The organism is Photorhabdus sp. CRCIA-P01 (assembly GCF_003545805.1).
In the GTDB taxonomy this organism is placed as follows: domain Bacteria; phylum Pseudomonadota; class Gammaproteobacteria; order Enterobacterales; family Enterobacteriaceae; genus Photorhabdus; species Photorhabdus antumapuensis.
On the sequence record NZ_NMQR01000002.1, the window covers coordinates 69,528 to 92,688 of the forward strand.

The window sequence follows — 23,161 nt, forward strand, 5'->3', positions numbered from 1 at the left end:
ATCCTTGGGCTAAATTGTCACAGATGCATATAGTTTAATCCTTATACAATAAATAGGAACAGTGTATGGAAGGCCAAGATATTTATTCAAAATTCATTGGTAAGAGGATAAAGCTATGGATGGATGAGCGTTTCCCGCTACAAAATGCGCCGCTTTTCTTTATCTTTTATATCATCAGCTATTCCGTAACTTTTTATTCAATAGGGGAAAAGCCGGTTTTGTCATGGGAGATCCTGCTCGGTTGCCTGATGTCCTTCTCCTATTTTTTACTATTACGGATATTCGATGAGCATAAAGATTACCAACTGGATTGTGAACATCATCCACAGCGGATTTTACAGCGCGGTATTATTACGCTGAAAAATCTACGGGTACTTGGTATCTGTTGTATCGCATTGCAATTAGGTGGAAGTCTATTTCTAGATCGGGGAATTGGCTCAGTTACTTTTGCCTGGCTGTTGGTCTTCATCTGGACCTGCCTTATGGGGAAAGAGTTCTTTATCGGTGAATGGTTAAACCAACATCTGACTTGGTATGCCATTTCCCATATGTTGGTCATGCCACTCATTATCTGGTGGTTGGGCAATATCGCCAGTCCCAACCTCGCACTCACTTTCCCAATATGGGTTTTGATGGGGTTGTGCTTTTTCTCTGGATTCAGTTTTGAAATTACACGCAAGTGTAAAGGTCCGGATGAAGAGCGCCTGGAAATACCGACTTATTCATCTATTTTCGGCAGAAAAGGAGCCGTCGCTATTATCGCGGTGTTACTCACCGTGATGTTGATATTACAGATTTGGCTACTCCATGTCACCACTGATGGTATAGCGTTATGGGCGTTAATTATCTTGGTCGTTTGTTATGCATTGTGTCTATGGCAATTAAGTAAATTCCTCCGTAACCCCACCATCCAAAATCGCAAACGAGATGAAGCTGTCGTGGGAATATTCATGGTGCTAGGTTATTCAGTTTGCGCTGCCAGCATCTTAATAAAGCTTGGGTTTGCTTAGGTATTAAAGGAAATATAGTTATGTTGCAAAAGAATATCCAATCATATGTAAGTGATGCATCAGATAATACCACTGCTCACATAGAAAACTGTGCGCGAGGTTCTATTCTAGAATTATCACGTGACATATTCAGCATCAAAAAACACCAAGAGGCATCTGCCATCCGGACAGAAACAACCCAAGTAAAATTATTGCCCCGCCGCCACCTCTATACCTACACCGAGGAAGCCCGACAAAAACGTCTGGATTATTTGGCAAAACATACCGGGCATGCATTGGAACACGTGGCAAATACCCATCTGGATGCGACCAAACTCACAAAAACCATTGAGGGATTTATTGGCTCAATAGAAATCCCTGTGGGAATCGCCGGCCCTCTCTTGATAAAGGGACAATACGCTCAAGGGGTATATTATGCTCCACTTGCCACCACGGAAGGCGCTTTAATTGCTTCGATATCCCGTGGTTCTTCCGCTATTACGCAATCGGGGGGAACGACCGCGCGTGTACTTGGTCAACGCATGATACGAGCTCCTCGTTTTGAATTTCATAGCGTCTCGCATAGCATTATGTTCAGTGATTGGATCAAAGAACATATCAGCGAATTACGGTATGAAATAGGACGCCACTCCAAACATGCACAATTGCTGGAAATAAAGCCACAAATCATCGGGCGCAGCGTCCATCTGCAATTCATCTATAATACAGCAGCTGCGGCAGGCCAAAATATGACCACCATCTGCACTTGGTATGCATGTCAATGGATCCAACAACAGTTAGCCAAAATGGCGTTTATACCACTGCATCACTTTATGATCGATGGTAATACATCTAGTGATAAAAAGGTGTCTTATCAACCTTTCATCGAAGGACGTGGAACGCGTGTAGTCGCTGAGGTTTATTTAGAGGCTGAATCCTGTCAGCAAATCTTGCGAGTCACGCCACAACAACTTGTCACGGCTTATCATCATGTCTGCGAAGGAGCTATCGCCTCAGGGATGATCGGCATAAATATTAATGCCGCAAATGTGATTGCCGGGATGTTTACCGCTCTAGGGCAAGATATTGCCTGCGTACATGAATCATCAGTCGCCCATTTACACATGACATTAACTGCCGATAACCGCGTCTATTGCAGTATTACACTGCCCTCTCTGATCGTCGGTACCATCGGTGGCGGAACTTATTTACCACACCAACGTGAATGTCTGGACATGTTGGGCTGCACCGATGAAAACGGCACCACCCGCCTGGCTGAGATCATCGCCAGCTATTGTCTGGCCCTTGATATTTCAACACTGTCAGCCATTGCTGCGGATGAGTTCGCTCAATCGCACGAAAAACTTGGCCGCTATCGCCCTGTCACCACTAACAATATTATTGCGCACACCCCACAGGAACTTGATCTCTCCTTCTTCCAACAGGCAAATCTTAACCCTGTTTTGCAAGGAGCCCATTTGACCACAATCAAACCCAAGTTTTCTGGCGGTGATGAACACAGCATACTGACACATCTGAGCTCAAATTATGCGGAACGTTTAATTGGCTTATTTCCTTTTTCCATGACGACATCCGCACAGAATAATTTACCCGTGATGCTGAAACTGAAACCTCTGGGGAGTGAGGTCGTTAATATGGTACTGGATATCGCCAAACACTGTTCTCCTGAGTTGTTTGCCGTTTTCCAGGATTTTGAACATCAGCTTGAATTTAACCAAAGCCATAGTCGTGAGCTGGCTATTATGAATCAGCAAGATCCACGGCTGATGCGTTATATTCCCGTTATCTATGGTGTGATTGAAAACAAAGCAACCGGAACTTATGCCCTGATTGAAGAATTGCTCCACGATATGGTGTTAATGAACAACATTAACCTGGAAACACCTTGGGAGCAGCGCCACCTTGAAGCTGCCATCCGAGGAGTAGCTGATATTCACTCTATCTGGTTGGGACGAGAAGAAGAGCTCACGTGGAAGTTCCCACAACTGCAAATTGCGAATGCCGATACGGTTTCACAGATGAAACCTCTGTGGCAAAAACTGGGCAATTTTATCCACCAAACGTTCCCGGAGTTATTCACCGCCGAAGAACACAAAGATTTCCAGTACTGGGTAGACAATGCCACCACCTGGTGGAAAGAAATCGAACAGATGCCAAGAACATTGATCCACGGTGATTTCAACCCGCGCAATATTGCCTTCCGGCAACAGGAAACCGGGTTACGTTTATGCGCTTGGGATTGGGAGTTGTCTACTGTGCATCTACCACAACGCGACCTGGCAGAACTTCTGGCCTTTAGCTTAGACCCACAAAGCGATGCAGATAAGGTAGCTTATTATATTGAACTACATCGGGTTGAACTTGAGCAAAAATCGGGGCTCTTCCTCGATCCAATAATTTGGCATCGTGGCTATGAATTAGCACTGCATGACTTATGGATGAGAAGGATTCCGCTTTATATGATGGCACACAATGTTGTTGATTATCCATTTATGGAGCGCACGATGAAAACGCTCCGCCGGCTTATTTCATTAACGCGGAACCAATAGTAACCCAAATAAATTATTTAATTTACTCTTCCTCTAAAATAAGGGTGCGGCAATAGTTTGTAATACATTCGTGTCTTATTGATTGACCTACGCCAATATTATTACGCGCAGATAGGGCCATGATGTAAGCAAGGTGTACTATTGCTGCATTGGTGGAACAATATGAAATATCTCTATACTCAAGATAGCGCTATTGAATTAGCAGAACATTCCTTAGGCGGTAAAGCGGCTAATTTATTATGGCTTACGCAAAACGGTTTCCCTGTACCTGATTATTGGGTCATCAGCAGCGAGGTACTGAACAGTTTATTAATCAACGATACGTTTGCGATTAACATTGTGGAACAATTAGCTGCCGTGCCACATGATATTAGCCAGGAAAAACTCGACGCCATCGCCGCTCCTCTGCGCCAATGGCTACAGTCGATTCCGTTGCCTACTGAGTTAGAAGAAGAATTAGCTCTTTTGTCAGAGAATTATCCAGATACATTTTTCGCTGTTCGCTCATCAGCCATTGGCGAGGACGCAGCCAATGCCTCTTTCGCCGGGCAAATGGACAGCTACCTATTTCAACGGGGTAAATTAGCACTTGCCAATAGCTTACGTGCCGTGATGGCCTCAGCGTTTAACACACGTGCATTACAATATCGCCTACACAAACAGCTACCGATGGGCAATATAAGTAGTGCTGTTATCATTCAGAACATGGTTGCCGGTGAGGTTTCTGGTGTCATGTTTACTGCTCACCCAGTTACGGGTAGCAGACAACATTGCCTAATCTCATCCGCCTGGGGAACCGGGGAAGGCGTAGTTTCCGGCGAATGCGATACCGACGAATTTTCAGTTCATCTCACTACACCTGAGATAGAACGCCATATCACACAAAAAGAGACAGCAACTGTTTTCGATACCATCAACGGCAGCGGTACAGTCATAATACCCGTCGCGAAAGAAAAACAGTGGGAACCGACCTTACCCAATAATGAAATCCATGCATTACGAGATATTGGCAAAGAAATCGCGGCAGCACGGGGATGTCCACAAGATATCGAATGGACGATTCAAAATCACCAAATCTTTATTCTACAGACCCGGCCAATAACCCGTTTGCCACGTCTGGATGATAAAAGCGAACACCATATTATCTTCGATAACTCCAATATTCAGGAATCTTATTGTGGAATAACAACACCACTGACTTTCTCTTTTGCACGGGCAGGTTATGCCACCGTTTATGAACAGACAATACGTGCTTTAGGTTGCTCAGATAAACAGGTTAATCAGCATCGTTCCATGCTGGAAAATATGCTCGGCTTAGTTAAAGGCAGGATCTATTACAACATCAACAATTGGTACAAAGGACTACTATTACTTCCCTCTTTCCAAACCAATAAAAAAGATATGGAAAGAATGATGGGGCTGGAAGACCCGGTTGATTTTATTGAGGATAAAACACTTTCACTGGGCAATAAAATAAAGAAACTGCCAAAAATGGGATGGGCACTCCTGCGCTTGCTATATGCCTTTAGGACTATGGATCAACGGGTAGAACTATTTTTAGAACAGTTTAAATGGCATGCCGCCGCCATAAAACAAACAGAGCTGCATACTTGCAACAGCGGCCAACTGATCGAGAAATTGAAATATCTGGATGAACATCTGCTACGACGCTGGACAACACCGATCCTGAACGACTTCTACGTGATGATGTTTAATGGCCGGGTACATCGAGGGCTGGTTGATGCCGGTATTGAGAATTCATCTGCATTATTAGGCGATCTTCTCTCCGGGGATGAAGATATTGAAAGCACCCAACCGACCAAAGTGCTGTTAAAGATGTGCCAATATGTACGCCAGCACCCTGAGTTGTGCAACCTGTTGACCCTCGGTGATGCTCGTACCCTGCTAACCCAAGTACGCCAACTCGATGAACCATTCCACCAGCAATGTATCGATTATATTAAAAAATATGGCGATCGCACGATGGGTGAATTGAAGCTGGAAACCATCACACTAAAACAAGATCCCAGTTTTCTATTTCTAATACTAAAAAACTACCTTGCTATCGATACTCTCACTCCAGAGACGCTATCCAGCCGGGAAAGAAAGTTGCGTACTCAGGCTGAAAATACCGCATTTCAGCAAATACAGGAGCGACTTGGCTCCAGACGTATGAACGCCTTCAAAAAGAATTTGCAGAAATTACGTCAAGCGATACGCCACCGGGAAAATATGCGTTTCACCCGAACTCGTATGTTTGGGCTGTATCGGGATATCTTCCTACAACTTGGTCAGGCATATGCACTAGAAGGGATACTCGCTGAACCCCGCGATATTTTTTATCTCACGTTAGAGGAGATCTACAGCGGCTACGAAGGAACAGCAATACAGACCCAACTTAAGCCTTTAATTGCTATACGCAAGCAAGAATATGCCAACTACGAAACAGAGGATGAACCTGCTCATCACTTTTTCATTAGAGGTTCACTGTATCAACAGCAAGATTACAGCTATCCCTATCAGGAACAACAAGCTCCAACCGATAGCGGGGTGCTACAGGGCATAGGTTGTTACCCAGGACAGGTTGAAACAACTATCCGCTTAATTAAAAACCCACAAGATGAAATGTCGCTGGCTGGTCAGATCCTGTGTACCGTACGTACCGATCCCGGTTGGGCACCACTATTTCCTACAGCAGGCGGATTACTAATCGAGCGCGGTTCCACCCTCTCGCATTCTGCCGTCGTCGCTCGTGAACTGGGGATCCCCGCCATTGTCGGCATTCCGGCGATCACCCAAATTTTAAAAGATGGCGATCGGGTACGCATGGATGGCGCAACCGGGAGTGTTATCCGCTTGCACGACACCACAGCAGAAGAACAGACAGCAAGGAGTGAACATGTCTAATATCTTCATGGGAGAATGGTCTCCGGCCAATCCACTGCCTGAAGGTTTTCTTGACCTTCCTCCTATTATTTATCGCGATTGGCCGCTCTGGCCTGGTGAAGACCGGGAAAAAGTGCAACAGCAGTTCAGCCCCAAAAATTCCTGGTTTAATTACAGTAAAGCCTGGATTGGCTGTATTCCAGGGAAAACCCGTCTTGCCGGTTTTTTAGTGCCCCATGCCGTTGATGGTCAATCCGCCGCATTTTTCGGTTTTTGGGAAACCGATAACGATATGGCAAGCAACACCATACTGTTTAGCACCCTGGAACAATGGGCCAAGGAAAATGGCGCGCTCAATCTTTACGGGCCGATTAACTTTTCAACCTTCGAACATTATCGCGTTCGACTTGATCATTTTGATGTGCCCCCCTTTGAGCATGAGCCTTATAACCCTCCTTACTACCCTCTTTTATTGGAAGGATTAGGCTTTGAAACTCGCTACCGCTATACCTCGATATTCGACGATACCCAAGCAATAGCAGGCAACTTTCAACAAGCTCATCAACGTGCGCAAAAACTTCCTGATGTTCAAGCAACATTACTGCCATTAACACCAGAATTATGGATGCAAGAGCAAGTTAAACTTTACTGCTTTATCGACTCAGTGTTTGGTGAGAATTTCGCTTATACCACGCCGTCTTGGCCCACATTTCAGCAGTATTGCGGTGAGGAGTTTATTAAACCTTTTTGCCGTTATCCTGCCTCATTTCTGGCTAAAACCACCAATGACGAAATTGCCGGGTTAATTCTGAGTCTGTCAGTCTTGCAAGACGATAAGCCCGCCATCGGACTGTTGAAAACTGTGGCAGTGGCACCGCAATACCGGGGCAGTCGGCTGTACAACACGCTGTATCACTCATTTGAACAGAGCTCTAGACGCATTCACCCACGCCTGGGAGGTGCTCTGATGCGAGAAGATAACACATCGCTCAAGACCGCGGGACGGCTTTTCAATACACCTGCTGCTGCCAAGCATCAGTATGCGCTTTATTACAGGAGGATCGCATGACAAATATTTGTCAGCCCATTGTCGATGCAGCCCAAAAACACCCTGAGCATCTAGCCCTGCAAGCGCCACATTCATTGGATCACAGTAGCGGCTTAAGCTTTCAGGAGTTTTTCTCTCATGCCTCCCATTACCAGCGTCTATTAACCCAAGCCGGGTTCGTCGCTGGCGATCGCTTGTTAGTGATTGTTCAACCAGGCTTAGTACTTTATCCATTACTTATCGCCATCCTGGGGCTAGGGCTAGTTCCAGTTATGCTTGAACGCGGGCTTGCCAAAAAGCAACTGAGGGAGATACTGCGCCACAGTAAATTATCGGCGGTTATCACCCAACCTGCGTTAGGAAAATTCTGGTTTCTGATCCCCGAACTGTGGCGACTGCGCCGTTTTGTTATCGGACAGCCAATCTGGGGCATGAAAGTGTTGAAAGCCCCCAGCCAACATTCATCAATGAATAGCTTTATCTGCCGGGATTTACCGCCGGATACGACTGGATTAATTACTTTTACCTCGGGTTCCACCGGTATGCCTAAAGGTGCAAACCGTACTCATGACAGCCTGTTAGCACAACTTTATGCCATAAAAGCGATTTTTCCCGGGGAAAAGAACGAGATCGATCTGCACAGTTTCCCTGTCATGGTGCTGCATTCATTATGCTGCGGCAACAGCAGTATTCTGCCTGATTTTGACTTTGCCCATCCTGCAACTGTTGATGCGCGGAAGATTGTCGGGCAGTTACAAGATGAGGGCATCACCTGCCTCAGCGGGGCCCCCGCCTATATGAGCAAAATCACTGATTACGCCAGAAACAAGAGATTGACATTCCCTAACGTGCGGACTGTCATCGTGGGCGGCGCACCTGCCAATAAGGAACTGCTTGAAAACTGCCTGACCGTCTTTCCACATGCTCGGCATTTGGTGGTCTATGGTTCCACCGAGGTTGAACCGATCAGTACCGTTGAAATGACGACTCAATTAAACCACTGGGCAACTCATGATGGTTATCTGGTCGGAAAACCGGTTACACAAGCAGAAATATGTATCCGGGAAATAACTGCTAACCCCCAACAAATTATCCCACTGGCCGCCGGTAATGTCGGTGAAATCTTGGTTGCCGGACCTCATGTGCTCAAAGACTATATTGATAACCCTCAAGCAACGAAAGAAAACAAACTCCCGCGTAAACAGGGAGGGATCTGGCACTGTACCGGTGATGTTGGCCGCCTGGATACCACAGGACAGCTCTGGTTGCTTGGGCGGGTAAAAGACCAGGTGCGGTTAGATGATGGTCGTATCATTCATCCCTACGTACTGGAAAAAAGGATCAATGAACTACCTGAGGTCACTCAAAACGCATTCGTATTACATCCTTTAGGCGGAGCCGCTCTGATATTGGAAAGCGCCACACTACCGACAAATTTACCCTCTATTTTAGACGAGTTAGCGCTCACACTAGTTACCCGTATTTATTATGCTAATCCTATCCCTGTTGACATTCGTCATAACAGCAAAATAAACCGGATTGCGCTGATCAATATGCTCGGGAAAGGCCAATTATCTTCCGTTCCACATAAGGAAAAATTATGAACAGTAACCATTTCATCATCCAGCTAAACAGAGCGGACTATATCACTATTGGTGGAGCAGTATTTAGCGCTCTCTCCGTGGCAGCCGCATTACAGCATTGGTATTATCTGGCCATTGCGTTCTTATATCTTGCCATGCTTGGCGATGCACTCGATGGCATCATAGCCAGGAATTTACACATTGACCGTTCCTTTGGCCGCTATCTCGATGGCTTTATGGATCAACTGATTTACTTGGTTTCACCAGCCATTATCCTATACCTTTCCGGTTATCAATCTTGGTATTCCCTGTTTATTATCTTAATGATAATCAGTGGTTGTCTGCGATTATCTGTCTTCAATGAAGTTGGGAATATTAAGAATGAAAGTAAGCTCTCCTATCTTGGCATGCCGGTATTCTGGAGTTTATTTATTATTAGCGGTTACGCTTTGGTCGGCTTAGTGGCAACGCCGAAGTTGGCTCATCTTTTACTAACGCTAGCGCTCCTTGCATTCAGTATCGCCATGCTATGGGATCGTCCGTTTTATAAGTTCAAACATCTCAGTACTATCGTCAGTACAACACTTGCAGGGTTTGTTTTATTTACAGGTCTTCATTTCTGGAGTCTCTATGTTCAATAGTTTTTATCACGCGGGGATTTTACTTATCCCCGTTATCCTTGGTGGTTGTTTACACATGGTGATTGTTACAAAAAACTATTTGTCCTACTGGGCTATCCCGGTACATCAACGTTATTTCGGCTACAACAAGACCTGGCGTGGTTTTATTGCTGTACCCATTATTACCGCGCTATTTTCACCGCTGTGGTTAATACTCTGTACCGAAACACAGGACACCATTATTCCACGGACCATTGCCTCCTGCTTATTTGCCGGGTTCCTGGCGGGTTTAGGTTACGTTCTTTTCGAGTTGCCAAACTCCTGGTTGAAAAGGAGGCTCGGCGCACCGCCGGGACAACATCCGAAGCAAAATAAGCAGCTGTTTATTTTATTCGATCAGCTCGATTCCGCCATTGGTATTACAATGGCCTATTTCATTTCTCTTAATCTTACTTATCTTGATGCGCTTTTCATTTTCCTCTGGTTTTTAATCAGCGCTTTTATCGTTAAAAATATGCTGTTTTTATTTTCGCTGAAAAAGACGAGATTCTAGGTGGGAATACCACAGCAAAATGGCTTCCTTAATTGGAAGCCATTTTAGGACATACCAGATAAGCCTCTGCGTGTTATCACCAACGGAACACGCATTTTACAACATTATTTCGTAGTTAAAGATAATTCAACCCCACATGCAGCAGCATAACGTTTAAGTGTGTGCCAGCTAGCTCTCGTTACATTCTTCTCAATACGGGTAACTGCGGACGGGTTAATTCCCATCCGTTTAGCCACATCTACTTTTTTTAGACCTGCCTTTTCCCGCCATTCAGTGAGCTGTTCTAACAACTCATATTCTTCTGTGGCATCAGCATAGGCTTGTATGGCTTCCGGTGTATTAAGAAGACGTTTTCTCACTTCTGAATGTGAGATAGGAGTTACTTTAGCCATATGTCATATCCTCCAATCGTTTCAGCGCTAACTCTATTTCAGGTGGTGGAGTTTTATCCCCTTTTTTCACAAAGCATCGTAAGATGTAAATCCGCTTCCCCTTTTGGAAAACAAATAACGTTCTTGCGATGTCTGAACCTGAAGCCCGTAGTTCAAATAAGCTATCCCGAACGGGCCTTGTCAATGGATAGCGTAACCCATTACCACGTTGTTCTAACTGGTCCAGTAATCTTGCCATCTTACCCCGCAACACACCCGGTAAACTCTCTACTTCCTCAGTTGCTTCCGGATGATACAAAAGTTCAAACATCTTCCTACCTCTCTCAACTGAGTTAAAAATTAACCTAAACATGAAATTCATGCAAACGATAAATTAATTTATAGGACAAAATATCGGCTTTCCGTACAAAAATAAGCTACAAGTACCGGAACAATTCGTTTTATTAGAGATAACTTTGATGTATCACGGATAGCATCTCATATCAGTGAAGTTGACTGCGTCTTACAAGTACACCGCAAAACTATCATTAGTTCTGTTATGATTTTAAAAGAGCCAGACGATATTTAATGGTAAGCACTGATGCTGATTATTAATGTAGTTAATTACAATTTTATTCAGAATTGACTACTCTAGATTTTATCTATCTGGCTGAATTAATAAATAAAAAAATTACAATGAGTATAAAAATAGAAAATATCTACACCATTCTATCCAATCATTTCTCTCTTAAATTAAAACAAATCATGAATTTTGCACAAACTGGATATTTGTTCGAAGAGTGGATTAATTGGGAATTATTTACTGCATTTGAGAAGAAAGACTTAAAAATATATCCCAGACCGGCCTATAACAGATATTTTCAGGACAAAAACACCAGAATACAAGGTGATATCCTCTGTGAAAAAGATAACGAACAAATATTTATCGAGGTAGGATTAATACACACTTATACAAAAAACAAATACACGAAAAGTTCAGCTTATCGTTTCATGTTCTGACTGCGAAAAGAACCTTAAAGAGAATTGGCTACCTTAGTATAATAATCTTAGTTTTTGGAATCAACCTGCCCAGGAAATAATATTGAATCAAGGAGTTAATGATGAAATATTTATAGAAATCTGGGACGTGTGACCTCAGAATCCAATGAAAAGGAAACCATAGACAAAGCGCAACTAAGCGATATTTCAATGGAATTGAATCAGATTACAAGGGAAGTATAAATCATCACTTAAACATCCTGCGTAAATAATAAGTTATTCTCCTAAATCCACCACTGCGCACCCTCCCGATCAGAATCCCCAACAGCGTATAAACCACGCCAAGGATCAGCATCATGGCGATATCGCCCAGTACATTCTGTAATGGCAGCCCCATCTGGTTAACACCTGCAATCGCTTTTGTCGCCCAAGTGGATGGTAAGGCGGAAGAGATTGCCCTCACCCAATCAGGCATCGCCTGTACCGGCCAGATTGTGCCGGAAATATAGAACACAGGCGTTGTGCTAAGGGCGAGCGTCAGATAGATCATTTCCACACTGCGCATGCATTCCGTCACCAGCTTCCCCAATCCAAACACCGCCAGCATAAATAGGAAAGTCAGCATTAATAACAGCGGAATAGACGCTTCCTGACGGTATCCCAATACCCACGGCCAAAGCACGAAAAATATGATAGAGAGGAAAAGCCAGATTGGTAATAACGCCGACAATGCACCTAAATAGACAGGTAATGGTGGTTTACCTTTCGGTGTACTGCGCATCGAAATACTGACCCGCACACAAGATATTAGCAAAGAGTGTTGCAACAACATCACCAACAAACCAGGGAAGGTAATTGCAGCAAAGCTAACTCCTGGGTTAAACAACCCAACAGTTTCACTACGAATTGGCATCAGTAGTAGCTTTACCTGTTCAGGACTGAAACCATATTTCAGGAGTAATTTGCTGTTATATTCACTCAGCAATTGCCGGTGGGCAGAGGTCAACTCTTGCTGAATCTGCCCATTGGCAAGACGACTCGTTGCATCTCCATAAATTGGGAAGGTGATATTTTTTCCATTAAGGATATTTTTCTCCAGATCCGCCGGTATGATAATAATCGCAAAAATTTCACGTAACAGCAGATCGTGACGAGCATCAGCCAGATTGTCATAGCCGTGGACCGCAATTTTAGCCGTGGAATTAAGCTGACGTATCAAAGCACGACTGGCGAAGCTGTGATCCTGATCGATCACGGCAACGGGCAGATCCCATACTGTTGGCCGGACATACACTAAACTCATCAGACACAAGGAAGCCAGCATCAACATCCACATGGGTTTTTCCAGCATACCCATGAATACCCGGCGAAAAGTCTGCCAATACATCTGCATCATTCACCACCTTGTGGCAGACTAAGCCGTTTCAATAATCGGTTACGCACCAGCAGGGAACAAACGACCGGATAGATCAGTAACGAAGCACAAACAGATAAAATACCCAGTAAAGAAACCTCACGCAGAAAAATATCAAACATCGCATTCAAGGCATGGGTCAAAGGCTCAAGATTGGCAATTATTCGCGCCGGCAATATCATTGATAATTCGGGTACTGACATACCTGAAAAGGTCATCGCAATACTCACCAGCACCCCGATAAGGCTATACGCTGTCAGTGCACTATTGGTGAAAGTAAATAATAACAGGCCAATACTTTGAGCGGCAATCACATAGAAGAAACCGACTACCACCATATATATTGGATTACCATTCACTTTTGCATCAAATACCCCAATCAGCGCCGCCAACTCCACAATCAACAACAGAGTAAAAAACAGGGTATAAGGCATCAATTTTCCCAACAGGGCGAAGGTAAACGGTTTCATTGTCATCAGCGTACTGCTGCGGGACATACTGTAAATCGTGCAAGTCACAACAAAAAGCTGTAACAAATGGATAGTGGCCGCAAACTGCTGATAATAAATGTAACTACCACTAGCATTGAAAAGACTGTCATAAGCGAGTGTGACATTGGCTAACGGAGGTAACTGGTGCCCCATCTCCGTTGCCAATATGGAACGGTATTTCGCATTGATTTCCGCCATTACTCCACTGAAATCCTGAATAGAATAACTCCCGGCACCATAAAACAATGCGTTGTAATACATACGAACGGTTGGCTGGTCCCCCCGGAGAGCATCAGCCTCAAAATCATTCGGGATATAAAGCAGAGAGTAATCCTTAGCATCGCCGAGCCGTTCAAGAGATTCATGCAATCCGCCATCGTAGGATTTAATCTGCGCATGAGAAGCACCATCCAGATTACGGATCAGACTACGTGACAACGGGCTATGATCATTATCCACTACTGATACCGGCAGATTGAGCAACGTCCCTTCTGAAAAGTTAGCGCTGATTAGCACAAACAGCATCAAAGGGAATAACCAACTTAGCCAGTGAAAAACTGGACTGCGGATCGTAGCCCGAATCTCTTGACTAAAAGCGCGTTCGAACCCACGCCATGCAACCTTGCTCCTCATCAACAAGTCACCTATTTATCCCAACGCCACAAGGCGCTCATACCAGGGCGTAAACCTTCAACCGGCTGTAAGGGGAACAAACGAACTTCAAAGGTTCTCAGGTCAAAATCACCGGTCGCACGCGTCGCGCGTTTGGTTGCGTAATCTCCCATCGGGGCGATATAACGTATTTCTGCTTCGATCTCTTTATCACCCAGCGCAGGAACACGGAGTTTGACTTTATCCCCTTTACGCACTTTCGCCAGAATGTCTTCCCGAAGGTTATAAATAAAATAAGCTTCCGGTACACGAACTAGTGTCACCAAAGGGCTATTAGCATTAAATAATTCACCAATTTCCGCCGGAATCGGCCCAACTTCTCCCGCGACAGGTGCTTTGACCTGCAAATCATCACTCTGGGTTTGTAACTCAATCAGTTGCTGTTCAGCCTGACGTAGAGCTGCTGCATATTTCTGGCGTAGCTCAATCCTGTCACCATGCATACCTTCATCCAATGCCGCTTTTGCGCTCTGCATTTTCTGATAGGAAACATCCCTATTTCTATGGGCATTATCTAGATCGTTCCGTGAAACATAACCTTTAGACGCGATGTTCTGAATACGATCATATTCACGTACCGCATTACCATATTCAGCCTGAGCCTGTGCTAAACCCGCTTCCAGATTCCGGATACTTTCTTCACGCGTACCATGCAAAGATTGCTCTAACTGCGCTTTAGCCTGATCACGGACAGCTTCCAATGAAGCGACTTGAGCCAGTAATTCAGGGCTTTCAAGTGTGATCAAGAGCTGACCTGTTTTGACATCATCTCCCCGCTCGACGTGGCGCTCGATCACCCGGCCTTTGGCTTTAGATGCCACAATCACTTCCGGCGCATCAACTTCACCCTGTAACAATAAATATTGGTTATGAGAACGAAATAACACAGCCATTGCTGTGAGCAGGATAACCAGTAAGATCGTAAAAAGTGTCGTTTTTTTCATTATGTCTTACACACTCAAAATTGCTCAACCTGAAACTAATAGCATATTCTCATTATTTCACGGAAAATTTCTTATATATTTGTACGTATAATCACTGACGGAAAGAATAAGTCTTTATAATAGTGTAGTGGTTTATGATTCTTGTCAAATATTAACCTACTTAAACTAAACTTTTAATAATATTATTAGCTGTTTCTGTAAACTAATAACATTCACAAATCCTCCCGGAAAGTCTATGTACGAATTTAATCTTGTGTTGTTATTACTACAACAGATGTGTGTTTATTTGGTTATCGCCTGGCTACTAAGTAAAACACCACTATTTATTCCACTGTTACAAGTCACTCTGCGTTTACCTCATAAACTGCTGTGTTATGTCACTTTTTCCATTTTCTGTATTATGGGAACTTATTTTGGACTGCATGTAGGTGATTCCATTGCCAATACCCGCGCTATTGGTGCAGTCCTTGGCGGGCTTCTAGGTGGGCCAAGTGTCGGCGCGTTGGTGGGATTAACCGGTGGACTACACCGCTACTCCCTTGGTGGGATGACAGCTTTCAGTTGCATGATATCGACCATTATTGAAGGTTTAATCGGTGGCATTATCCACAACTATCTGACGAAACGTGGTCAAATAAACCGACTGATTAATCCCTGGACAGCCGCTATCGTCACGTTTTGTGCTGAAATAATACAGATGGGCATTTTACTTCTGCTCGCCCGTCCATACAGTGAAACATTAGCATTGGTCAAAAATATCGCAGCCCCCATGATCGTCACCAATAGTATTGGCGCAGCAATGTTTATACGCATCCTACTTGACCGGCGCGCAATATTTGAAAAATATACCAGTGCATTTTCTGCTCAGGCCCTGAAAATCGCTGTCTATACGGAGGGTATTCTGCGAAAAGGATTTAATGAAAATAACAGTATGCAAGTAGCAAAAGTTATTTATCAACAACTGGAAATCGGTGCAGTTGCTATTACAGACAGAGAAAAACTCCTAGCATTTATTGGTATCGGTTCAGATCATCACCTTCCTGGAACACCTATTTCTTCGGAGCACTCCCGCCGGGCGATTGAGAATAATGAAGTCGTTTATGCCGATGGCAATGAAATACCTTACCGTTGTTCAATCAATCCAGCTTGCAAACTAGGCTCCACCCTGGTCATTCCACTACGGGGAGAAAATCAGCAAGTTATCGGCGCAATTAAACTTTACGAAGCCAAAAACCGTCTGTTTAGCTCAATCAATCGCACCCTGGGGGAAAGTATTGCCAGCCTGTTATCTGCCCAAATCCTCGCCGGACAATATGAACGTAACAAACAATCACTGCTCCAGTCAGAGATTAAGCTGCTTCACGCGCAAGTGAATCCTCACTTTTTATTTAATGCCTTAAATACCCTGCAAGCAGTGATCCGACGGGACAGCAATCAAGCTGGTCAGTTAGTGCAATATCTCTCAACTTTCTTCCGTAAAAACTTGAAACGGTCAGAAGAGGTTGTCACGCTGTCTGATGAAATAGAGCATGTGAATGCTTACTTACAAATTGAGAAGGCGCGTTTCCGTAATCACCTGCAAATAACTATTGAACTGCCGGAATCTCTGCTTCACGCCAAACTGCCTGCTTTTTCTCTCCAACCAATAGTAGAAAATGCGATCAAACACGGCACATCACAATTACTGGAAACCGGTAGGATTACCATCCGAGCTCATCAACAGGATCGATTGCTGATACTGGAAGTGGAAGATAATGCGGGTCTTTATAAGTCAGTTTCTATGGGAGATGGACTAGGAATGAGCCTGGTGGATAAACGGCTGCGACTTCGCTATGGTGAAAATTATGGTGTGCAAATAGATTGCCAGCCAGAACAATTTACCCGCGTAATTTTATGTTTACCATTAAATAAAGAGGCTGATAAAACTGTGTGAGCATGAATATATTAATTGTTGATGACGAACCACTGGCGCGAGAAAACCTACGTTGCTTGTTGGAAGAAGAACAGGATATCCAAATTATTGGCGAATGCGCCAACGCCATTGAGGCTATTGGGGCCATACATCGCCTGAAACCAGATGTTGTGTTTTTGGATATCCAGATGCCACGTATCACCGGGTTAGAAATGGTAGGTATGCTCGATCCAGAACACCGCCCCTATATCGTTTTCCTGACCGCATTTGATGAATATGCAATACAAGCGTTTGAAGAAAGCGCATTTGATTACTTATTAAAACCACTGGAAAAAAACCGTCTGGCCAAAACCTTGCACCGATTACGACAAGGGCATCATAAACAGGATATTTCCATACTGAAAGCAGAAGAGCCGCTGAAATATATCCCATGCACAGGCCACAGCCGGATCTGGCTGGTTCAACAGGATGAGGTTCTTTATGTCACCTCCCGCCCAAGCGGAGTCTATGTTATGTGTACCAATGGGCAGGAAGGATTCACTGAACTGACTCTTCGCACACTGGAAACCCGGACACCACTGATGAGAAATCATCGTCAATATTTGGTCAATATGACCCATCTGCGCGAAATCCTGTTTGGTGATAACGGACAAGCCGAACTGGTTTTACGTAATGGTCAAACTATTCCTGTCAGCCGCCGTTATTTGAAACCGCTGAAAGAGGCTCTAGGATTGAAATAATCGTGACATTTATCACACTTTCAGCAGGTTAGTAAGTTTCGACTCACCGCTTACCTGCTGAATCTAACCACTTAACCCGCCATACAACCACTTACTCAGACACTTCCTGATAGCTTGCTTTAGCTGTGACAAGATAGGAGTAAAAAATTATAGCCCTCAGGAGAAGAGAAATGCAGCACGCTCTCACATTTGTTATTGCGACGTTGTGTATTCTGGTTATCTGCTACCGTTTGTACGGCGTATTTTTCGTTAAGAAAGTATTAAAGGCTGATGACAGTGAAGTGACTCCTTCGCATTTACTGGAAGACGGCAAAGATTATGTGCCCACGAAAAAATGGGTGAATTTCGGTAGCCACTTCGCGGCAATCGCAGCCGCAGGACCTCTGGTTGGCCCAGTATTAGCCGCTCAATACGGTTATCTGCCCAGTATGTTATGGCTGTTAATCGGCTGTGTTATCGGCGGTGCTGTACACGATACAGTTGTTTTATTCGCCTCAATGAAACATCGTGGTAAATCCCTATCAGAAGTTGCCAAAGCAGAACTTGGCCCAGTTGCGGGCTGGTGTACCGGCCTTGCGATGTTGTTCATCATCACGATTACCATGGCAGGTCTGTCTATGGTGGTGGTTCACGCATTAGAACGTAACCCCTGGGGAACGTTTGCAGTATTTATGACCATTCCTGTGGCCATCGGGGTCGGCCTGTGGGAACGCTTTACCGGCAATATGCGCGGAGCAACCTGGGTAGGCATTATCACTATTATGGCCTGTGTGCTCATCGGCCCTTATATCCAGGAATCTGCTTTCGGTGAATGGCTGAGTCTACGTACATCCACTGTCAGCATGGCACTGCCAATCTATGCATTTTTCGCAACTGCCCTGCCAGTATGGATGCTGCTGACTCCACGTGGCTATCTCTCCAGCTTTATGAAAATCGGTGTATTCGGCGCGCTGGTTGTGGGTGTGATCTTTATTAACCCGGAGATCCAATTCCCGGCAGTGACTGAATTTATTCATGGTAATGGCCCGGTGCTGGCTGGACCGGTATGGCCGTTTATCTCTATCACTATCGCTTGTGGTGCAATTTCTGGCTTCCACGCATTTATCGGTTCTGGTACGACACCAAAACAGATCGATAAATGGAGTGATATTCTGCCCGTTGGCTTCGGCGCAATGTTGGCAGAATGCGTTGTTGGCGTAATGGCGCTGATTGCAGCCACTTCCCTGTATCCTGCTGACTATTTCGCTATTAACTCCGCCCCGGAAGTCTTCGCCACACTGGGTATGGATGTTGTCCACCTGCCAACTCTGAGTCAGGAAATTGGCCTTGATCTATATGGCCGTACTGGTGGTGCAGTCACCCTGGCAGTGGGTATGGCGGATATCTTCACCCGTATCCCCTGGTTCAGCCAATTGGCATCCTATTTCTTCCAGTTCGTCGTCATGTTCGAAGCGGTGTTTATCCTGACAGCAGTTGACTCTGGTACACGTGTTGCTCGCTACCTACTGCAAGATTTTCTGGGCGATATCTGGGCACCGCTGAAACGCCTCGACTGGTTACCGGGCTCAGTCGGTTGCAGTATCGTTGCCTGTTTACTGTGGGGTTATCTGCTGAATTCCGGTGATATCAATTCAGTTTGGGCACTATTTGGTGTATCCAATCAACTAATGGCATCTATCGGCCTAATGATTGGTGCAACAATTATCCTGCGCTTGTCTGAAAAACGCTGGTATATGTTGACCTGCCTGATCCCGCTGGCTTACCTGTATGTTACGGTGAACTACGCTGCTTACTGGATGGTGAAAAATGTCTATTTCAACTCCGCAGCAAAAGGTTTCAACATCTTCAACGGGACTATCTCCATTGTGATGGTTATCCTCGGCGTAGTGATTATGGTTTCTTCTATTATGCAATGGCTGAAACTATGGCGTGCACGCAGTGCAAACAATCCGGTTGAAGTACTGAGTAACTGATTCTTCTTAGTATTAAAGATCAAAGCCGCCTCTTTATAAGGGCGGCTTCTTTTACTATAAAATGAATATATATTTAATTCATTTATAAGGGATTCTATACTCCACTTATTTTACATTTACCTCATTTACCATAATCATTTAAAAACGCGAACACAGAAGTATTAAAGATTTTATATCAAGGGTGGATTTAACTCAATACATGCAACTTTTCAAAAGAGAGTTAATTACATTTAATCGAAAATCATTAACCATTAATAGAGAGTTGAAAAGAAATCCGCACGTAAAAAAATGTTATCCGAACAGATAGGTATTCAAAAGTTTTCTCGCCAGTTATTTTACGAAGAAAACCCTGAAAATAACGCAATAAAAAAGGGATAAAACAGTTAATTTTTCAGGATTTAAGCCATGAAAAAGAAAGGTGATTATCCGAAAAAACAGAAAGGGATATTTTTATTTCATCAGGCTATTTACTTGCTGATTTACCAGGCCGGGATTCCACTTTTTTCGCGTTTTTCTGTATTTTATTTTTTTAGGTTTAAAATCAGAGAGAGTAACAGATATATTAATGGTATTAAAAACAACACTATTTTCTTTAATAATCTTTAATAATCTTTAATGCTTTTAAACTTTTCCGTGCTTTTTTCGCTGATAATTTTCTTAATCCTGTTAAATGTTTCAATATAATCTTATGTTTTTGCTATTGGATTAATATTGTCATTTTGCCACCTGATTAATCAATTTAAAACCCGTTTTTCCTACTGCTTTCTCTTTCTATGTCAGCAAAGCATCGAATCTTTTACCCATTTTAAAAAATCCTCAATCACTGTTTTTTACTTTTCATGATTAAAGTTTTTACCTGTTTTTTCATGATGAGCTTGTTCTTTTTTTCCAGATTTTAAAACCAGATTGACGGGTGAAAAATGGCTTTTTTTAACCGCTGTTTTATCACATTCAGATAAAGCGTGTGAAATGCTGCCCTGGTTCATCATAAAACCCAGAGCATTAATATCGATGCCTCTAAAAAAACCTCATAAGTATCTCGGTTTTAAATTCACTATTATCACTGATAAGCGATAAAATAATTATCATTCTTGGTTATATCCTATGAGGATTATGGTTTTTCCTCAATGAATCCATTCTCATCACTTTATTGATAATTATTCTCTTTTTTACCCGCGCCTTAACGTGGTGTTTTTATTATCTACCTGTTTGAAAAATAATATAAATTATAGAATAACAGCATGATAAAAAATTGTGGCTAAAAGACAGCCCTAGGAGGTGGTTTAAGGATGACAACAAAAACGGCTCCTGTAAAAAGGAGCCGTTTTATCATGCAAATATCAGTTAATTACTGCGCGTTGCTGTTGTTATAACGACGGCGTGGAGCAGATGAACCATTCTCATCGCTACGACCACGGAAATTGCTACGGTTTTGGCCTTCACCGCGACTTTCACCACCACGACCTTCTCCACTACGGCGTTCACCGCTGAAACGACGGCCACCACCGTTGAAATTCTCACGATCACGGCGAGGAGCATTGCCATTACTATTACCGTTACCGCTACCGTTACGTGGACCACCACGGCGTTCACGACGTTCAAATGGTTGCGCATCACCCATTAACTGCATATTCATTGGTTTATTCAGAATACGAGTACGGGTAAAGTGAGACAACAAGTCACCTGGCATACCTTTTGGCAGCTCAATTGTAGAATGAGTTGCAAACAGTTTGATGTTACCAATATAACGGCTGCTGATATCGCCTTCGTTAGCAATCGCACCAACGATATGACGAACTTCAACACCATCGTCACGACCCACTTCAATACGGTACAGCTCCATGTCACCAACATCACGGCGCTCACGGCGAGGACGATCACCACGTTGTTCACCCCGCTCACCACGATCATCGGAACCATTGCGACGACGATCATCACGCTCGTTGAACTCACGACGAGGACGGCGAACCGGATCGGGTGGCAGAATCAACGGACGCTCACCTTGTGCCATTTTCAACAACGCCGCTGCCAGAGTTTCTATATCCAGATCTTCCGCAGGTTGCAATTTGGACAACAGAGCACGGTACTGCTCCAAATCGCTGCTTTCCAGTTGTTGTTGCACATTGGCTGCGAATTTTTCCAGACGGCGCTGACTCAGCAACTCGGCATTCGGCAGTTCAACTTCAGGGATAGTCAACTTCATTGTACGTTCAACGTTACGCAGCAGGCGGCGTTCACGGTTTTCTACAAACAGTAATGCACGTCCCGCACGTCCCGCACGACCTGTACGACCAATACGGTGAACATAAGATTCCGCATCCATTGGAATATCATAGTTAACAACCAAACTGATACGCTCAACATCCAGACCACGCGCTGCAACATCCGTTGCGATCAGAATATCCAAACGACCATCTTTCAGACGTTCCAGTGTCTGCTCACGCAATGCCTGGTTCATATCACCGTTCAAGGCCGCACTATTGTAACCACTACGCTCCAGTGCTTCTGCCACTTCCAGCGTTGCATTTTTAGTACGCACGAAAATAATCGCAGCATCAAAATCTTCAGCTTCTAGGAAACGCACCAGCGCTTCATTTTTACGCATACCGTAAACAGACCAATAACTCTGGCTGATGTCAGGACGGGTAGTTACACTCGCCTGGATACGCACTTCTTGCGGATCGTTCATGAAACGACGAGTAATGCGACGGATAGCTTCTGGCATCGTTGCAGAGAACAGCGCAGTCTGATGTTCAGCAGGGATCTGGCTCATGATGTTTTCAACATCTTCGATAAAGCCCATACGCAGCATTTCGTCTGCTTCATCCAAAACTAAACCGCTCAGGTTAGACAGATCCAACGTACCACGCTTCAGATGGTCCAGAAGACGTCCTGGTGTACCCACAACAATTTGTGGCCCTTGACGCAAAGCACGTAACTGAACGTCATAACGTTGCCCACCATACAGTGCAACAACATTCACGTTACGCATATGTTTAGAAAAATCCGCGCACGCTTCGGCTACCTGTACCGCCAGTTCACGGGTCGGTGCCAACACAAGGATCTGCGGAGCTTTCAGCTCAGCATTGATGTTATGCAATAAAGGCAGGCTGAATGCCGCCGTTTTACCACTGCCGGTCTGTGCCATACCCAGCACATCACGACCATTTAATAAATGGGGGATACATTGTTGCTGAATTGGAGATGGCTTTTCATAGCCAAGATCTTCCAGTGCGGAAAGAATAGGTGCTGATAAACCCAGATCAGCAAAGGAGATTTCAGTTTCAGTGGTCATGTAATGGTGCCTCATTAGTTATGGCGGCCAGTCTACATAACGCATTGAAAAAAATTTCGGTCATTTTCATTTAAAATGTGAACTGGCTCAAAGTATGTAAT

At 44.2% G+C, this 23,161-nt stretch carries 18 protein-coding genes; 10 read left to right on the plus strand and 8 right to left on the minus strand.

The annotated features are described in order from the left end of the window. The first annotated feature begins 65 nt into the window (after nt 1-65). The 7 genes from D3222_RS01745 (at nt 66) to D3222_RS01775 (ending at nt 10,249) form a co-directional block, all read left to right on the plus strand. Nucleotides 66-1,010, plus strand: coding sequence for a prenyltransferase (locus tag D3222_RS01745; protein WP_118984576.1), 945 nt, complete (start codon nt 66-68; stop codon nt 1,008-1,010). A gap of 20 nt (nt 1,011-1,030) precedes the next feature. Then, entirely contained in the window at nt 1,031-3,559 is a 2,529-nt protein-coding gene (locus tag D3222_RS01750; RefSeq protein ID WP_118984577.1) for a phosphotransferase, read from the plus strand. Nucleotides 3,560-3,721: 162 nt separating this feature from the next. Beyond that, nucleotides 3,722-6,466, plus strand: a complete 2,745-nt coding sequence (locus D3222_RS01755) for a phosphoenolpyruvate synthase (RefSeq protein ID WP_232832372.1) — start codon at nt 3,722-3,724, stop codon at nt 6,464-6,466. Then, the gene (locus tag D3222_RS01760) at nt 6,459-7,514 is read left to right on the plus strand and encodes a hypothetical protein (protein WP_118984579.1); all 1,056 of its coding nucleotides are present in this window, start codon (nt 6,459-6,461) and stop codon (nt 7,512-7,514) included. Before D3222_RS01755 ends, D3222_RS01760 begins: the two co-directional genes overlap by 8 nt. Then, the gene (locus D3222_RS01765) at nt 7,511-9,097 is read left to right on the plus strand and encodes a fatty acid CoA ligase family protein (RefSeq protein WP_118984580.1); all 1,587 of its coding nucleotides are present in this window, start codon (nt 7,511-7,513) and stop codon (nt 9,095-9,097) included. The genes D3222_RS01760 and D3222_RS01765 overlap by 4 nt, the downstream gene beginning before the upstream one ends. Next, complete coding sequence (locus tag D3222_RS01770; protein WP_118984581.1) at nt 9,094-9,717, plus strand: CDP-alcohol phosphatidyltransferase family protein; 624 nt, start codon at nt 9,094-9,096, stop codon at nt 9,715-9,717. Before D3222_RS01765 ends, D3222_RS01770 begins: the two co-directional genes overlap by 4 nt. Beyond that, nucleotides 9,707-10,249: a CDP-archaeol synthase gene (locus tag D3222_RS01775; protein WP_118984582.1), complete on the plus strand. Its 543-nt coding sequence runs from the start codon at nt 9,707-9,709 to the stop codon at nt 10,247-10,249. Before D3222_RS01770 ends, D3222_RS01775 begins: the two co-directional genes overlap by 11 nt. 104 nt (nt 10,250-10,353) lie before the next feature. Here D3222_RS01775 and D3222_RS01780 read toward each other — a convergent pair whose 3' ends face one another. From D3222_RS01780 to D3222_RS01805, 5 genes are all read right to left on the minus strand, one after another. Further along, nucleotides 10,354-10,641 carry a helix-turn-helix domain-containing protein gene (locus D3222_RS01780; RefSeq protein ID WP_118984583.1) on the minus strand — a complete coding sequence of 96 codons (288 nt, stop codon included), beginning with the start codon at nt 10,639-10,641 and terminating at the stop codon, nt 10,354-10,356. Further along, nucleotides 10,634-10,951, minus strand: a complete 318-nt coding sequence (locus tag D3222_RS01785) for a type II toxin-antitoxin system RelE/ParE family toxin (protein ID WP_118984584.1) — start codon at nt 10,949-10,951, stop codon at nt 10,634-10,636. Before D3222_RS01785 ends, D3222_RS01780 begins: the two co-directional genes overlap by 8 nt. Before the next feature lie 915 nt (nt 10,952-11,866). Next, the gene (locus D3222_RS01795) at nt 11,867-13,012 is read right to left on the minus strand and encodes an ABC transporter permease (protein WP_118984586.1); all 1,146 of its coding nucleotides are present in this window, start codon (nt 13,010-13,012) and stop codon (nt 11,867-11,869) included. Further along, nucleotides 13,012-14,157: an ABC transporter permease gene (locus tag D3222_RS01800; protein WP_118984587.1), complete on the minus strand. Its 1,146-nt coding sequence runs from the start codon at nt 14,155-14,157 to the stop codon at nt 13,012-13,014. Before D3222_RS01800 ends, D3222_RS01795 begins: the two co-directional genes overlap by 1 nt. Before the next feature lie 11 nt (nt 14,158-14,168). Beyond that, nucleotides 14,169-15,140 (minus strand): HlyD family secretion protein, encoded by a 972-nt coding sequence (locus D3222_RS01805; protein ID WP_118984588.1) that lies wholly within the window; start codon nt 15,138-15,140, stop codon nt 14,169-14,171. Nucleotides 15,141-15,375: 235 nt separating this feature from the next. Between D3222_RS01805 and D3222_RS01810 the strand changes: the two genes are divergently transcribed. The 3 genes from D3222_RS01810 (at nt 15,376) to D3222_RS01820 (ending at nt 19,765) form a co-directional block, all read left to right on the plus strand. Continuing rightward, a complete protein-coding gene (locus D3222_RS01810; RefSeq protein WP_118984589.1) occupies nt 15,376-17,073 on the plus strand; it encodes a sensor histidine kinase in 1,698 nt (565 codons plus the stop codon). Nucleotides 17,074-17,075: 2 nt separating this feature from the next. Then, nucleotides 17,076-17,792 carry a two-component system response regulator BtsR gene (gene btsR / locus D3222_RS01815; RefSeq protein WP_118984590.1) on the plus strand — a complete coding sequence of 239 codons (717 nt, stop codon included), beginning with the start codon at nt 17,076-17,078 and terminating at the stop codon, nt 17,790-17,792. 170 nt (nt 17,793-17,962) lie between these two features. Beyond that, nucleotides 17,963-19,765 carry a carbon starvation CstA family protein gene (locus D3222_RS01820; protein ID WP_118984591.1) on the plus strand — a complete coding sequence of 601 codons (1,803 nt, stop codon included), beginning with the start codon at nt 17,963-17,965 and terminating at the stop codon, nt 19,763-19,765. A gap of 830 nt (nt 19,766-20,595) precedes the next feature. Here the strand turns inward: D3222_RS01820 and D3222_RS24920 are convergent. From D3222_RS24920 to yrbN, 3 genes are all read right to left on the minus strand, one after another. Beyond that, nucleotides 20,596-20,754 carry a hypothetical protein gene (locus tag D3222_RS24920; RefSeq protein WP_157975269.1) on the minus strand — a complete coding sequence of 53 codons (159 nt, stop codon included), beginning with the start codon at nt 20,752-20,754 and terminating at the stop codon, nt 20,596-20,598. A 359-nt stretch (nt 20,755-21,113) separates the two neighbouring features. Then, nucleotides 21,114-23,060 (minus strand): DEAD/DEAH family ATP-dependent RNA helicase, encoded by a 1,947-nt coding sequence (locus D3222_RS01830; RefSeq protein WP_118984593.1) that lies wholly within the window; start codon nt 23,058-23,060, stop codon nt 21,114-21,116. Then, nucleotides 23,050-23,130, minus strand: a complete 81-nt coding sequence (yrbN, locus tag D3222_RS26580; RefSeq protein WP_110742800.1) for a protein YrbN — start codon at nt 23,128-23,130, stop codon at nt 23,050-23,052. Before yrbN ends, D3222_RS01830 begins: the two co-directional genes overlap by 11 nt. Nucleotides 23,131-23,161: the final 31 nt, after the last annotated feature.